This is a genomic window from Streptantibioticus silvisoli (assembly GCF_027947535.2).
Taxonomy (GTDB): Bacteria; Actinomycetota; Actinomycetes; order Streptomycetales; family Streptomycetaceae; genus Streptantibioticus_C; species Streptantibioticus_C silvisoli.
In genome coordinates, this window is sequence record NZ_JAAGKO020000007.1 from 45840 (window position 1) to 59313 (window position 13474).

Here is a 13474-nt window from a genome sequence, read left to right on the forward strand (position 1 = left end):
TTCGGCCAGTCAACGAGGTTCGGGCACCTGTTTCACCGCCCTCGTCATCCACCGCACCCCCAGTGCCGCCCGGCGGCGTGCCTGGTCCACCTGGCGACGCCGCCACCAGGCCCAAAATCCCGGGCAGGTCACTACCGGAGCCGTCCGCTTGTTATTCCTTCGGATCGTGCGAGCCCTCTTCCCAGGTTCCTTCGATCCGGTCACTCAAGGGCATCAGGACGTTCTCCGCCGCGCCGCGCTCCTGTTCGACGAGGTCGTCGTCTGCGTGATGTTCAATGCGAACAAGACCGGCCGCTTTCCCATCACCGAACGGCTGGACCGGCTCCGCGCGGCGGCAACCGACCTGAGCAACGTCAGGGTCGACTCGCACACCGGTGGTCTGCTGGTCGACTACTGCCGCCGAGCCGAAATCGATGTGGTCATCCGCGGAGTCCGTGACAGTCACGACGTGGACTACGAAATGCCGATGGCCCGCATGAACCGCGAACTGGCCGGGGTCGAAACGTTTTTCATCGCCGCAGACCCCGCCCTGGCCCACATCTCCTCCAGCCTCGTCACCACGACGAGTCCGTAGGGCCGTCTTCTGCTTGATGACTTGAGCAAGCTTCTTCCAGCAGGTGCACGCGGCAGCGAAGGCGAGGAGGCCGGTGTGGCGCCGGTTGTACGAGGTCCTCCCGGCCGAGCTGAACTCCGCGGCGAGACTCGGCCCGAGGTACCGGGGGGACTCTTCGCCCGTCCGGGGCCGAAGACCTTCGATGCCCGCGACGGGGAAGTCGCGGCCGGCTCCTACCGTTCGTCCGCCGCCGGATCAACGTGCTCGGCGGGTGTTCCGACCGGCTTCCCGACCGGCCCGGCAGGCTGCGGCGTGCGCGCGCCGAGCGCCGTCCGCGGTGACGGACATCATCCGTGAGTCGCGAATCCGTTCGGGGACACCGGCCCCGCGATGATCCGGGCCCAGTCCAGCAGCCGCTCATCGCTTCCAGCGCGGCCGACACACTGAAGGCCGAGCGGCAAGCCGTTCGCGGCTCGTCCGGCCGGAATGGTCAGAGAGGGCCATCCCGCGTTGCTCCAGGGCAGACACATGATGGAGTCGCCCGTACTGGCGAGCCCGCGTGGTGCCGGGCCCGTGGCGGCGGGGCAGATCCACACGTCCACCCCTGCCTCTTCGGTCGCCGCCGACACGTCGGTGCGGAAGGATTGCCGCCGTCGCAGTCCCTGCGTGTACTGCTCCCGGCTGATCGCCTGACCCTGGCGGATCGTGGCGATGGACTGTTCCCGGTAGATCGCGCCGTACCGGGGGAACCACTCGGCATGGCTTTGTGCGGCCTCATAGCGGTTCACCGTGAACAGGTCGCCGATGTTCCGCTCGAAGTCCGGGAACAGGGAGACTCTGTGCACGGGGAGCCCCGCGCTTGTCAGCGCCGCCACCTGTCGTTCGAACATGGCCAGCGCCGCCGCCCCGGCTCGTTCCAGGTAGGGCCCGTCGGGTACGCCGAGCACCGGGGGTCTCCGCTCGGGGGCGCGTACGGTCCGCCAGTGGTCGCACAGGGCGGCTGCCGCCACCGAAACGTCGGAGAGCGTCCTGGCGAAGATCCCCAGGGTGTCGAAGGACGGTGCGTTGGCGATCACGCCGTCGATCGGGATCCGACGGGCGGTCGGCTTGAACCCGACGACACCGCAGTACGCCGCGGGACGGATCACCGACCCGACCGTCTGCGTTCCGATGGCCAGCGGCACCATTCCTGCTGCGACGGCCGCTGCCGACCCGCTGCTGGAGCCGCCGGGCGTGTGATCGAGCGCGTGCGGATTACGTGTCGGGCCGGGGGCGCTCATGGCGAACTCCGCCGTCACGGTCTTGCCCGCGATCAGGGCCCCGGCCTCGCGAAGGCGGTCGACGACCGCTGCCTGTCCGCCGGTGAACACCTCCGCAGGCAGCAGCGAGCCGGCGCGGGTGGGCAGTCCGTCCACACGGACGATGTCCTTCACCGCGACGGGGACGCCGAACAACGGTGGTCGCGAGCCGGCAACGGGCCACCGGGCGTGCACTGATCGCAGCTCCTGACGAACCCGTTCACGGCGTTCCGCGTTCGTCTCGGACTCGGTGACGAAGGCGTGGATCGCGGAGTCCGACTCATCGATCCGGTCGCACATCGTGTCGGACGTCGCAGACAGTGAACCGTCCGCCGCATGGGCATGCGTTTCCATGCGGACCAGCGTGCCAGACCCGCCTCGCAGCCGCCGCCCTGTCGGCCACCGCCCTGTCAGCCATCGCCCTGTCAGCCGCCTCGCCCGCCGGCCGCAACGGGCGGCTGAGCGTACGAGCTGAGCGCACGAGCTGGTCGCACGATCGGACGGAGATGTCTTTCGGACCCCGTGTCCTACCGGGGTGCGGGTGGGGCGCTTCCGGGCCTTCCGCGCGGCCCGGCCACGGACCGGATGTGACCGTTGCCACCGCGTTCACCACGTTCGGCCCCTCCGCCGCGATCGCCGTCGGCGGCGTAGGCTCGGCGCGGTCGTTGGGGAGGGGTGAGGGCGTTGCGCCGGGTACTGGTGGTGCAGAACACCGTGGCGGGCGGGCCGGACCGGCTCGGGCGGTGGATGGCGGCGGACGGGCTCGTGCTCGACGTGGTGGCCGCCCACGCGGGCGAGCCGTTGCCGCGACGGCCGGCGCACGACGCGCTCGTGGTGCTCGGCGGCGGTTTCCTGCCCGACGACGACGTCCGCGCCCCCTGGCTGCCGGCCACCCGGCAGCTGGTGCGGTGGGCGCTGGACGCCGCCACGCCGATGCTCGGGGTGTGCCTGGGCGGGCAGATGCTGGCCCGGCTGGCCGGCGGTGAGGTGCGCGGTGCCCACGGCCGGCCGGAGTGCGGCAGCACGGAGTTGACGTTGCGTCCCGAGGCGGCCGGGGATCCGCTGCTGCACGGGCTGCCGGCCCGCGTGACCGCCGTCGAGCACCACGTCGACCAGGTCACCGTCCTGCCGCCGGGCGCGACCTGGCTGGCGAGCAGTGAACGCTGTCCGCATCAGGCGTTCCGGGTCGGCGACCGGGCCTGGGGCGTGCAGTTCCACCCGGAGGTCCCGGCCGGCCGCATCCGCGGCTGGGACGCCGACCGGCTCACCGCCCAGGGCTTCGACCGCGAGGAGCTGTACGCCGCCGCGCTGCGCGACGAACCGGCGTCGGAGCCGGTATGGCGCGAGGTGTCGCGGCGGTTCGCCGCCGTGGTGAACGGCTGATGGACGACTGATGGACGGCGGTTCGCCGGCTCCGCCCCGGTGAACACCGGACCGGCGCCGACTCCACGCCCGCCCCGCCCCGGCCGCGAAGCACCCGCCGGACCCGCGACCGGATCCCTACCCCTTGGGCCGCCGGTCCATCGGGGTGCGTGGCGCGTCGATGGCGAGGGCCGTGCGGCGCGGGCCGGACCAGGGGGCGGGGACCGCGTCGATGTCGTGGGCGAGCCGGTAGGCGAGGGACTCGTAGTTGACCCGCCAGCCGCGAAAGTCCGGCCAGGCCTGCTCGGGGGTGCGTTCCATCGGGTAGCCCTGTTCGCGCATGCGCTGGACACCGTTGAGGAAGTCGGCGTAATCCAGTCGGATCGGGCCGTCGGGGTCGGGGTCCTGGTCGTAGGTGATACCGCGGATGTCGGCCAGTTGGCGCAGGCAGACGAAGCCGGCCCGCAGGGCGAGGCGGATCTCGGCCCTGGGCATAGCGGGGTTGAACGCGAGGCGCAGGGCCGCGGCGTCCATGACGGCCAGCAGGGCGATCAGCCAGTTGCGGTCGGCCCGGGGCGAACGGAACTGGATGAGCACCGGATAGGTGGTGTGGCTCTCGCTGACCGCGGCGCTCCAGCGCTCCCAGTTGCGGAAGAGGTCGGTCAGGCTGTCGAGCAGTTCGACCTGGGCGTAGCGGGCGAGGATCTCCGGTCCCCACGGCGGGCTGCCGGCCCGGACCTGGAGCAGCGTGACCTCGGTCTCGCGGCTCTGGTAGGCGGCGTAGAGGGCGGGCAGGTAGCCGATCTGGAGGCCGATGACGATCGGGCCGGTGGCGGCGGCGCAGAAGTCGATGGCGTTGAGCGTGACGCGGTTGCCGCTGGCGAAGCCGAGGGTGAACAGCGACGAGCCGGCCTCGACCAGCGCCTCCCGGGGGCCGAGCGCGCTGGCGGCGGCCTCCAGCAGCGCGTAGCCCAGCAGCAGGGAGACCAGCCAGCCGATCAGGGTGATGACCACCGACAGCGGTGCCACCGGCGCGAGTACCCGGTCCTTGCCCGCGGCGCCGGGCACCCGGTCGGCGAGCAGCTGGAACGGGCGGTGGACCAGGCGCTGCACGACCTGGGTGAAGCCGGAACTGGACGGCCGGGGAATGACCAGGGTGCGCAGCACCGAGGAGAAGATGCCGAGCACGACGACGGCCCCCGCGAGGCCCAGCAGGACGCGCACTGTGGTTCACCTCGCGTGGGGCGGCGGACGGACAGGTCGAGTATGCCCGTACGGTGCCCGATTCGCGGGACGGCGGAAGGCCGGGGCGAGTTGGCGGCGGGCCCCGGTGGCCGACCGTGCGGTGGCGGGCCCGGTGGCCGACCGTGTGGCGGCGGGCCGGTCGCGAGGTGGCGTCCGGCTCGCCGCCGTGGTGGTGCGCGGGCGGTCAGCCCGCGGCGAACTCGATCGCGGCGGCCGGGCAGACCGCGGCCGCCTCGCGCAACTCCGGTGTGTCCTGCGGGTCTTCGCGCAGGACGACCACGATGCCGTTGTCGTCCTGGTCGAAGACGTCGGGCGCGATCAGCGCGCACTGGCCGGAGCCGATGCACTTGGGGATGTCCACCAGCATTTTCACCGCAACGCTCCTGTGCTCGTCGGGACGGATGCGAGGGGAGGGACTCCACCGGGGCCGACTCCATGGGGACGGACTTCACCGGGGGCCGATCCCACTTCAGCGGACAAAAACACACCGGTGCGGCGGACACCGGTGTGGCGGAGTCCGCGGGTCACCAGGTGACGGGCAGTTCGTGCGCGCCGTAGATGATCATGTCGCTGCGCATCGGCACGTCCTCGGGGGCGACGGCCAGCCGCAGGTCCGGGAAGCGCTTGAGCAACCCCCGGTATCCGGCGGCCAGTTCGGTCCGGGCGAGGTGCTGGCCCAGGCACTGGTGGATGCCGTAGCCGAACGCGAGGTGGCTGCTGCGCGAGCGGCCGACGTCGAGCCGGGCGGGGTCCTCGACGAGTTCGGGGTCGCGGTTGGCGGCCGGGACCGAGACCGCGACGCAGGTGCCGGCCGTGATGAGGATCCCGCCGACCTCGACGTCCTCCAGGGCGACGCGGACCGGGAAGGCGTTGACGATGCTGAGGTAGCGCAGGAGTTCCTCGACGGCGAGCGGGACCAGCGTGTCGTCCTCGCGCAGCCGGGCCATCTGGTCGGGGTGGCGCAGCAGGGTGAACGTGCCGAGGCTGAGCATGTTCATGGTGGTCTCGTGCCCGGCGACCAGCAGCAGCCGGGCTATGCCGTTGATCTCGGTGTCGGTCAGCTCACCGGAGGCGACGAGGGCGGAGATCAGGTCGTCGCCCGGTTCGGCGTGCTTGGCGCGGATGGTGTCGTCGACGAAGGCGATGAGCGCACTGAAGTTCTCCTCGAACTCCGCCTCGGTGACGTTCTGCCGCAGCAGCCGGGCGCTGGCGCGCTGGAAGCCGGCGCGCTGCTCGTAGGGGACGCCGAGCATCTCGCAGATGACCAGGGAGGGCACCGGCAGGGCGAAGTGCCGCACGAGGTCCGCGGGCCGGCCGGCGTTCTCCAGGTCGTCCAGGCAGGATTCGACGATCTCGGCGATGCGCGGTTCGAGGGCGCGCATGCGGCGCACGGTGAAGAACTTGGTGAGCAGGCCGCGGTAGCGGTCGTGCTCGGGGGCGTCCATGGACAGGAAGGAGCCGGGGCCGAGGCCGCGGTTCTCGCGTATGCGGCGCGGTATCGGCCGGACGGTGTCGTCGCCGCGCCAGCGTTCGGCGCTGAAGCGCGGGTCGTACAGGACCGAGCGGGCCTCGTGGAAGCCGGTGACCAGCCAGCCGACGCTGCCGCCGGCGAACGTCAGCGGGCTGATGGCCGGCAGGTCGAGCAGGACGCGGGCCGGGTCGACGTAGTCGTCCCGCACCCGCGGGTAGCCCGGCACGGTCTCGTGGACAGTGGTTAAGGGTGTGCTCACGGGAGCCTCCTGGCGGATCCGGCCGGTCCCCGGCGGGTCGGCGCGCGAACGGCGGTGCGGCGGGCGCGCGTCCCCGCGGCGGTCGGGGACCGGGGACGCGCGTGCGGGCCCCGGAGTGGTTCCCCGGTTCCGCAGCTTGTGTAGGGAACCCTACCGGTAGGGTTCCCTACGCAAAAGAGGGCCCGGGGAAACCGGCCGCCCTGCCGTAAGCTGGCGCACCGCGCCAAGGGCGCGCCGGGAGAGGATGTGAGGGATGCCGCCGCAACGGTCGAAGACGGTGGAAGCCCTGCTCGCCGGGGCCGAACGGGCTTTCGTGGAACGGGGTTTCCACGGGGCGTCGATCGGCTACATCTGCCAGTGTGCGGGCCGCACGACCGGTGCGTTCTACTCCAACTACGACAGCAAGCTCCAGCTCTTCCTGGCCGTCTTCCGGCGGCAGAGCGACCGGACGGTCGAGCGGGTGGAACAGGGTCTGGCGGCGGTGGACACCGGCCGCGACCCGGCGCCGCAACTCGCCCGGCTCTTCACGGAGATCGCCGACCGGGCGCTGGACGACCGCTGGCTGTTCCTCAACATCGAGTTCCGCCTGATGGCGATCCGCGACAAGGAGGCGGCCGCCGCGCTGACCGAGCACGAGGAGCAGTTCAACCGCCGGGTCGGCACCCCACTGGAGGCACTGCTGCGCCGCTCCGGCCGGCCGCCGGCGCTCAGCGGCGAGGAACTCGCCGCGTTCCTCGGCGCGACGATCCGCGGCATCCGGCTCGACCGCGGTTTCCGCGCCAACACCGGCGGCCGCGATCCGCTGCCGTTCGCCACGATGGAACGGGCGCTGGAAGGGCTGTTCACGGCCCGGGAGTGACCGGGTCGCCGCCGCGCGGGCGGGTGCGGCAGCCCGCCACGGGGTGCCCGCGGGCGGTACGGACCCGAGCGGAGAGGACCGGGCGCGGCCCGCGGTCTTCCGCCACACGGAACAGGGTGAGCGGCGGGCGGCGCGGACCGGGACGGGCACGCCGGGTCCCGGGCCGGCGCAGGCAGGGACGACACGGGGCGGACCGGAGCGGGCCCGACGGAGCACCGACCGGAGCAAAACGACAGGGCACCGACCGGAACGGGAACGACGGGAGGGCACATGGCGGCGGAGGACGCGGCGCACACGGCGAACGCGGCGGAGACAGCGGAGACGGCGGACACAGCGGCGTCGGCGAACGCGGCCGGGGCGACGTTGCGTACGGTGCTCGCGCTCGGCGCGGGTGAGGCGCTCGACGTGGTGAGCGCGCCGCGCGGTCTGGACGTGCCGTTGCGCGACGTCGTCATGCTCGACGAACGCGACCTGCCGCGGGCCCGGGACTGCGTGGTCCTCGCGGTGGGCGTCGATCCGCTCACGCCGCGCGCGGTGGAGGCGATGCGGGCCGCCGCGGACGCCGGGGCCGCGGCCGTGGTCTACCGGCCGGCCCCCGACGGGCGGGTGCGGCCGGCGGTACGGGCCGCGGCCGACGCCGCCGGGGTCGCGGTGCTGACCCGGGCGTCCGGCGTCGACTGGGCGGACGCGGCGGGCGTGCTGCGCACCGCCGTCGCCTACGCCACCACCGACCCCGCCGAGGGGCCCGGCGCGCGGCTGGGCGACCTGGCCGCGCTGGCCGACGTCATCGCCGAACTCACCGGCGGCTCGGTCACCGTCGAGGACAACGCCTCCCGGGTGCTGGCCCATTCGAGCACCGGGATGGAGGCGGACCCGTTGCGCCGCCAGACCATCCTGGGCGGCCGGGTGCCCGGCTGGCGGGTCGACGAACTGCGGCGCAGCGGACTGTTCCGGGCGGTGCTGGCCTCCCACGAGGTGGTGCACCGCGAGGCGGACGCCGGCAACCCCGAGCGGATGGTGATCGCCGTCCGGGCCGGCACCGAGATCCTGGGATCGCTCTGGCTGGCGCCCGACGGCGGACCGTTGCCGCCCCGGGCCCGGCGCGCGCTGACCGACGCGGCCCGGATGGCGGTCCCGCACCTGATGTACCACCGGGTACGCGACCAGGCGGCGGCCGGCCGCCGCGACGAGGCGATCCGCTCGCTGCTGCACGGCCGCGGCGACCTGCCGGCGCACGCGGTGTCGCTGGGTCTGGCCACCGACCAGCCGTGCGCGGTCCTGGTCGCCGAACCGCTGCGGCCCGGCGGCGACATGGCGCGCACCCTCAACGCGCTGGTCGTGCGCGCGGGCGCGGCGCGGGACCGGGTGCAGGTGCTGCGCGAGGTGGACCGGATGCTGGTGCTGCTGCCCGAACCGCCGGGCGGCGGGCAGGCCGCCGAGTTGGGACGCCAACTGGCCGCGCTCGCCGACTCGTTGACGCCCCGGCGACCGGTCCTGGTCGGCGTCGGCCCGGTCGTCGCCGGCGCGCTGGAGGCGGACACCTCGCGGGCCGGTGCCGAGCGCGTCCTGCGGGTGCTGCGCACGCGGCACGGCGACGACCGGTCCCGCAGCGCCCGGTTGGAGGAGGTCGCCGTGCCGGCGACCCTGTTGCGGATGCTCGACGCGGCACGCCCCGCCTGGCAGGAGGGCGTCGGGCCGCTGCACCTGCTCGCGGAGCACGAACGCGAGCACGGCGGTGAGCTGCTGGAGTCGCTGGCGGTCTATCTCGACGAGTTCGGGGACGTCGCGGCCGCCGCCGCCCGGCTGACCGTGCACACCAACACCCTGCGCTACCGGCTGCGCCGGATGCGGGAGCGGTTCGGCGTCGACCTCGACGACCCGGACACCCGGCTGCTGGCGATGCTGGCGGTGCGGTTGCTGCGCGAGGACGGCTGAGGGGGCCGTCGGGCGGGGGTAGCGGGCGCGGGGGTTACGGGGGCGGGGTGGGCGGACGCCCGGTGGCGGGCGGGGCGGGTGGCCGGGGCGGCGCACCGTGGAGGCCGGGCGTTGGAGCCGGGCCGGCGGTCGGCACGCGCCGCTGTCCCGTACGACAAGCCGCTGTCCGGTGCGACGCGACGCTGTCCGGTTGGACAACAGGAGGCGCCGGAGTCTGTCCCAGGGGCCGAAGACCGGGCGGGGGCGGCGCGTCCATGCTGGTGGAACGCTCGTGGGGAGTCGCGCGGGCTGACGAGGAGCAAGCGAAGGGGTGTCGCGTGATGTCCACCGCCACCGGTTCCACCAGCACGACGAACACGACGGGTTCGACCCGTTCGAACGGGTCGACCGGGTCGACCAACTCACCGAATCCCGCAGGTGCACCGAGCCTCGCAGGTGCACCGCGTTCGGCCGGTTCGCCGCGGCCGGGCGGCGGGCCCGTCGACGGCGGCCGGGCGGCGCGGGTGGCCGCGGACCGTGAGCGCGTGGTGCGCGAGGCGGTCGGCGCCGGGCTGGTGGGGCAGGGGGTTCCGCTGGCCGGTTTCATCGACACCGACGGCGTGCGCCGCTCGGTCGCCGAGCTGCGGGCCGCCTTCGGCACCGCGCCGGTCCTGCACACGTTCGCCGCCAAGGCCGCTTCGCTGGTGCCGGTGCTGCGGCTGCTGGCCGCCTGCGGCATGGGGTGCGAGGTGGCCAGCCCCGGTGAGCTGGCGCAGGCGCTGGCCGCCGGGTTCGCCGCGGACCGCATCGTCTTCGACTCCCCCGCCAAGACGTGGGGGGAACTGCGTGCGTCACTCTCGCGCGGGATCGCGGTCAACGCCGACAACTTCCAGGAACTGGAGCGCATCGACACCCTGCTGGGCGAGGTGCCGTCGCTGTCGGTGGTCGGGCTGCGCGTCAACCCGCAGGTCGGGTCCGGCTCGATCGGGGCGATGAGCACCGCGACGGACACCTCCAAGTTCGGGGTGGCGCTGCGCGATCCGGGCAACCGCGACGCCGTGGTGCTGGCGTTCGCCCGGCGGCCGTGGCTGACCCGGCTGCACGCGCACGTCGGATCGCAGGGCTGCCCGCTGGAGCTGATCGCGGCGGGCGTGCGGGCGGCGTACGAACTGGCCGAGGAGATCAACGCGTTCGTCGGACGGCGGCAGATCACCAGCCTGGACATCGGCGGCGGGCTGCCCGTCAACTTCGCGGACGACGACGTCACTCCGTCGTTCGACGGCTACGTCGAGGCGCTGACGGCGGCGGTGCCGGGGCTGCTGTCCGGGCGGTACTCGCTGGTGACGGAGTTCGGGCGGTCGCTGCTGGCGAAGAACGGCTTCGTGGCGTCGGTGGTGGAGTACACCAAGGAGTCCGGCGGCCGGCCGATCGCGGTGACCCACGCGGGCGCGCAGGTGGCCACCCGCACGGTGTGGAAGCCGGAGGCGTGGCCGCTGCGGGTGGCCGCGTTCACCTCCGACGGCCTGCCGAAGACCGGGCCGGTCACGGCGCAGGACGTCGCCGGGCCCTGCTGCTTCGCCGGCGACCTGGTGGCCCGCGACCGCCGGCTCCCCCTGCTGGAACCGGGGGACGTGGTCGCGCTGCTGGACACCGGGGCGTACTACTTCTCCACCCACTGGACGTACAACAGCCTGGCCCGGCCGGCCGTTCACGGGTTCAGCACGGGCCCGGACGGCCGGACGCGGTTCGTCACCGTACGGGACGAGCAGACGATCGAGGAGGTCGTCGCCGAGAGCGGGCTGGCCCACGCCGACGCGCTGCTCGACCCGGCGGAACGGCTCGCGGGCCGCTGACGGACGGCCTCCGGCGGTGCGGTGGGCGGGGTGTTCGGGGGGCCGGGCGGTGTTCGGGGGTGCCGGGCGGTGTTCGGCGGTGCCGCATGGTGCTCGGGGCGCGGCGCCGATCGCGGAGCCGGAGCCGTCGGGGCTGCGGCGGCGAGCCCGCGGCGGCGAACCTGGCGTGGGGTTCGAGGTCTCGGGCCCGAGGAACTGCGCGACGTCGGACCCGCGGCGGCGAGGCCGGGGCGGCGGACGCGCGGCGGAGAAGCTGCGGCGCCGAACCCGCCGTGGCGGGCGGTTCGGCGGGTCAGCGGCCGGTCCAGCGGCCGGCGACGGGCGGGGTGGTGAAGCCGCGCAGCGCCTCGTCGGCCTCGCGCAGGACCTCCTGGGCCACCCGCCGGGTGTCGGCAGGGATGTTGCCGCGCTCGGCGATCAGGCTGTCGTAGATCGGCGCGTCGCTGGAGGAAGCGGTCTTCACGGGGGTCGTCCTTCGATGGGGGAATCGGCGGCCGGGTCCGGTCGTACCGGTCCGCGGCGTCGCTCGGCATTACGGGCCGACGCCCGCCCGGCTGCCCCCGGCCGGTACGACCATACCCACATTGATCAACTCGCCGCCGAACGTGCACTGTTCCGCCACGACACCGCCCCGGAGCGTCCCAGGTCGGGCAGCCCGTTGCCCGGCACGGCGGTGCCCCGCGGCCGACGTCGACCGCGGGGCACCGGGTGGGACCGCGCGAGGCGGCCGGGTGGATCAGAAGGCGGCGAAGGCGTCGCTGAAGGCCAGCTGGTTCTGCGAGACGCCGCTGCACGTCGAGGAGGCGTCCGGGTGGATGCCCGTGGCGCCCGACGAGGAGGAGCAGGAGGTGTCGCGGTTGATCGACCAGAACGACAGCCGGCCGATGCCGTTGGAGGCCGCCCAGCTCTCCACCGTGGAGGCGTCGGCGAGGGTGAAGGTCGAGCCGTCGTCGTTCGTGCCGATCATCGGCGTGATGCCGACGTTGGCGTAGGTGTAGGAGGAGTCGACGGCCTGCATCTGCGCCAGGGTGGCCTGCGCGGCGCTGATGGCGGCCTGGCCCATCTCCGGCGAACCGGAGTAGTAGTCCATGGCCATGATGTTGACGACGCCGATCTTGACGCCCGCGGTCTTGGCCGCCTGGATGATGTTGACGCCGTCGCTGGTCAGACCGGTGGGCAGCACCGGCAGCGTGACGGAGAAGGTGAAGCCGGGGTTGGCGTCCTGGATCGACTTCATCGCCTGCATCTGCCGGGCGACCGAGGCGGTGTCGGCGATGGCGGCGCCCTCGATGTCGAAGTCGAGGGAGTTGACGCCGTAGGAGTCCAGGATCTTCTGGTACCCGGCGTTGATCGACGCCTGGTCGGTACAGGTCCAGGCCAGCGGCTCACCGGCCGCGCCGCCGGAGGAGATGATGACGTTCGCGCCCTCGGACTTGGCCTTGGCGATCAGCGGGTCGGTGTAGGAGTCGGCGCCGACCGGGAGCGTGTCGCCCCAGATGTCGTTGCAGCCGCTGCCGATCACGAAGGCGGCGGTGTAGTTCTTCACACCGTGCGAGGTGATGGCGGTGTCGAGCAGCGATTCCTGCGAGTTCGACATGTCGGTGTAGGGCGCGAAGACCCCGGCCGTGGCCGGCTTGGCCGTCGTGGCGGCGGTGGCCGGCGCGGTGGCCGCGGCGGCGGCACCGAGGGCCAGCGCGGCCACGGTCAGGGCCAGCGTGGCGCGGGCGGGCGGGTTCGCGGTGCGAAGCGTACCGAGCAGACGGCGGCGCATCATCGTGTCCTTCCGATGACAGAAGTGGGGGGACCGTCGGCGCCGCCCGGGACGTTGTGCTGACCCGGGTGGGGTGCGGCGCTTGTGGTGTGGACCATAGTTGGACTAGACCAAAGGTCCCGTCAAGACCACTGCACGAAAGCGTTCTTGGACGTCCTGAAACCGATCGGGCGCCGCCTGCCGCCCGGAAGGGGGAGGCGTCGGACGCGGCGCGGAGGGCGTGACGGCGGGCGCACGGCGTCAGCGATGGTTGACGTTTGAAGCGCTCCGGCGGTACTGCGTCGCAGGTCAGCGGCGTGCTCAGCGGGTCGGGCCCCGGGCATCCCGCCGTCAGCCCGTGTTGACATACTTCGAGCATGAACGCGAAGAACGGCATCGCCAGGGTCGGGCGCGTCGCGGCGGTCGTCGCCGCTGTCGCGCTGGTGGCCACGGCGTGCGACCGGGAACCGACGTCGCCGCCCCCCAGCCACGTCGCGACCGGAGCCGGCGTGGGCACGACCCCGGGGCAGGTCACGGTCAAGCTCGCCGACATGAACCTGCGGATCACCGACGCGGTCGCCCGGCTGGACGCCTCGGGCAACGGCGAGCTCAGCATGCGGATCGCCAACGGCGGCGGCGTGCCGGAGCACGTCGACATGATCGGCCTGCCGGACTCCGCCCGGGCCGGGCTGACCGGCGGCAGCGTCACCGACGGCCCGCTGACGTCGGCCGGCGTCCTGATCCCGTCGGGCGGCTCGGTCGTCTTCGGCTCCCACGGCGGCCCGCGCGCCACCCTGCGCGGCGTGCACGGGGTGACCGCCCAGCACACCGTGCCGGTGATCATCGAGTTCGGCGTGGCCGGGCTGGTGCGGTTGCAGGCCAAGGTCACCGGCGGCTGACCACACCGGTG

12 protein-coding genes are annotated in these 13474 nt (G+C 73.4%); 6 read left to right on the forward strand and 6 right to left on the reverse strand.

The annotated features are described in order from the left end of the window. Positions 1 to 166: 166 nt before the first annotated feature. The gene (gene coaD, locus POF43_RS07245; RefSeq protein ID WP_271323255.1) at positions 167 to 574 is read left to right on the forward strand and encodes a pantetheine-phosphate adenylyltransferase; all 408 of its coding nucleotides are present in this window, start codon (positions 167 to 169) and stop codon (positions 572 to 574) included. A gap of 326 nt (positions 575 to 900) precedes the next feature. Here coaD and POF43_RS07250 read toward each other — a convergent pair whose 3' ends face one another. Beyond that, positions 901 to 2205 (reverse strand): amidase, encoded by a 1305-nt coding sequence (locus tag POF43_RS07250; protein WP_271323254.1) that lies wholly within the window; start codon positions 2203 to 2205, stop codon positions 901 to 903. Between the two features lie 330 nt (positions 2206 to 2535). Between POF43_RS07250 and POF43_RS07255 the strand changes: the two genes are divergently transcribed. After that, entirely contained in the window at positions 2536 to 3234 is a 699-nt protein-coding gene (locus POF43_RS07255) for a type 1 glutamine amidotransferase (RefSeq protein WP_271323258.1), read from the forward strand. A gap of 117 nt (positions 3235 to 3351) precedes the next feature. On the opposite strand, the gene POF43_RS07260 is transcribed toward POF43_RS07255, so the two are convergent. The 3 genes from POF43_RS07260 to POF43_RS34830 all read right to left on the reverse strand — a co-directional run bounded on the left by POF43_RS07260 (position 3352) and on the right by POF43_RS34830 (position 6188). After that, on the reverse strand, positions 3352 to 4437 hold the full coding sequence (locus tag POF43_RS07260; RefSeq protein WP_271323253.1) for a hypothetical protein: 1086 nt from the start codon (positions 4435 to 4437) through the stop codon (positions 3352 to 3354). A 205-nt stretch (positions 4438 to 4642) separates the two neighbouring features. After that, positions 4643 to 4831 (reverse strand): ferredoxin, encoded by a 189-nt coding sequence (locus POF43_RS07265; protein ID WP_271314044.1) that lies wholly within the window; start codon positions 4829 to 4831, stop codon positions 4643 to 4645. Between the two features lie 151 nt (positions 4832 to 4982). Next, positions 4983 to 6188, reverse strand: coding sequence for a cytochrome P450 (locus POF43_RS34830; protein ID WP_271323252.1), 1206 nt, complete (start codon positions 6186 to 6188; stop codon positions 4983 to 4985). Positions 6189 to 6441: 253 nt separating this feature from the next. Here POF43_RS34830 and POF43_RS07275 point away from each other — a divergent pair, with 253 nt between their 5' ends. The 3 genes from POF43_RS07275 to POF43_RS07285 all read left to right on the forward strand — a co-directional run bounded on the left by POF43_RS07275 (position 6442) and on the right by POF43_RS07285 (position 10814). Next, positions 6442 to 7047 (forward strand): TetR/AcrR family transcriptional regulator, encoded by a 606-nt coding sequence (locus POF43_RS07275; protein ID WP_271314042.1) that lies wholly within the window; start codon positions 6442 to 6444, stop codon positions 7045 to 7047. Positions 7048 to 7317: 270 nt separating this feature from the next. After that, on the forward strand, positions 7318 to 8982 hold the full coding sequence (locus POF43_RS07280; RefSeq protein WP_271323251.1) for a PucR family transcriptional regulator: 1665 nt from the start codon (positions 7318 to 7320) through the stop codon (positions 8980 to 8982). Between the two features lie 524 nt (positions 8983 to 9506). After that, positions 9507 to 10814, forward strand: coding sequence for a type III PLP-dependent enzyme domain-containing protein (locus POF43_RS07285; RefSeq protein WP_308217727.1), 1308 nt, complete (start codon positions 9507 to 9509; stop codon positions 10812 to 10814). A gap of 292 nt (positions 10815 to 11106) precedes the next feature. Here POF43_RS07285 and POF43_RS07290 read toward each other — a convergent pair whose 3' ends face one another. Together POF43_RS07290 and POF43_RS07295 are read right to left on the reverse strand one after the other, a co-directional pair. Beyond that, a complete protein-coding gene (locus POF43_RS07290) occupies positions 11107 to 11277 on the reverse strand; it encodes a hypothetical protein (protein ID WP_271314964.1) in 171 nt (56 codons plus the stop codon). A 273-nt stretch (positions 11278 to 11550) separates the two neighbouring features. Further along, entirely contained in the window at positions 11551 to 12588 is a 1038-nt protein-coding gene (locus POF43_RS07295) for a chitinase (protein WP_271324709.1), read from the reverse strand. Between the two features lie 353 nt (positions 12589 to 12941). On the opposite strand from POF43_RS07295, the gene POF43_RS07300 reads away from it, so the two are divergent. Further along, a complete protein-coding gene (locus tag POF43_RS07300; RefSeq protein ID WP_271314962.1) occupies positions 12942 to 13463 on the forward strand; it encodes a hypothetical protein in 522 nt (173 codons plus the stop codon). Positions 13464 to 13474 lie beyond the last annotated feature (11 nt).

Coding starts and splice junctions, on each gene's coding strand:
- POF43_RS07280 (WP_271323251.1), top strand. CDS start 7,318: ATGGCGGCGGAGGACGCGGCGCACACGGCGAACGCGGCGGAGACAGCG.
- POF43_RS07300 (WP_271314962.1), top strand. CDS start 12,942: ATGAACGCGAAGAACGGCATCGCCAGGGTCGGGCGCGTCGCGGCGGTC.
- POF43_RS07295 (WP_271324709.1), bottom strand. CDS start 12,588: ATGATGCGCCGCCGTCTGCTCGGTACGCTTCGCACCGCGAACCCGCCC.
- POF43_RS07250 (WP_271323254.1), bottom strand. CDS start 2,205: ATGGAAACGCATGCCCATGCGGCGGACGGTTCACTGTCTGCGACGTCC.
- POF43_RS07275 (WP_271314042.1), top strand. CDS start 6,442: ATGCCGCCGCAACGGTCGAAGACGGTGGAAGCCCTGCTCGCCGGGGCC.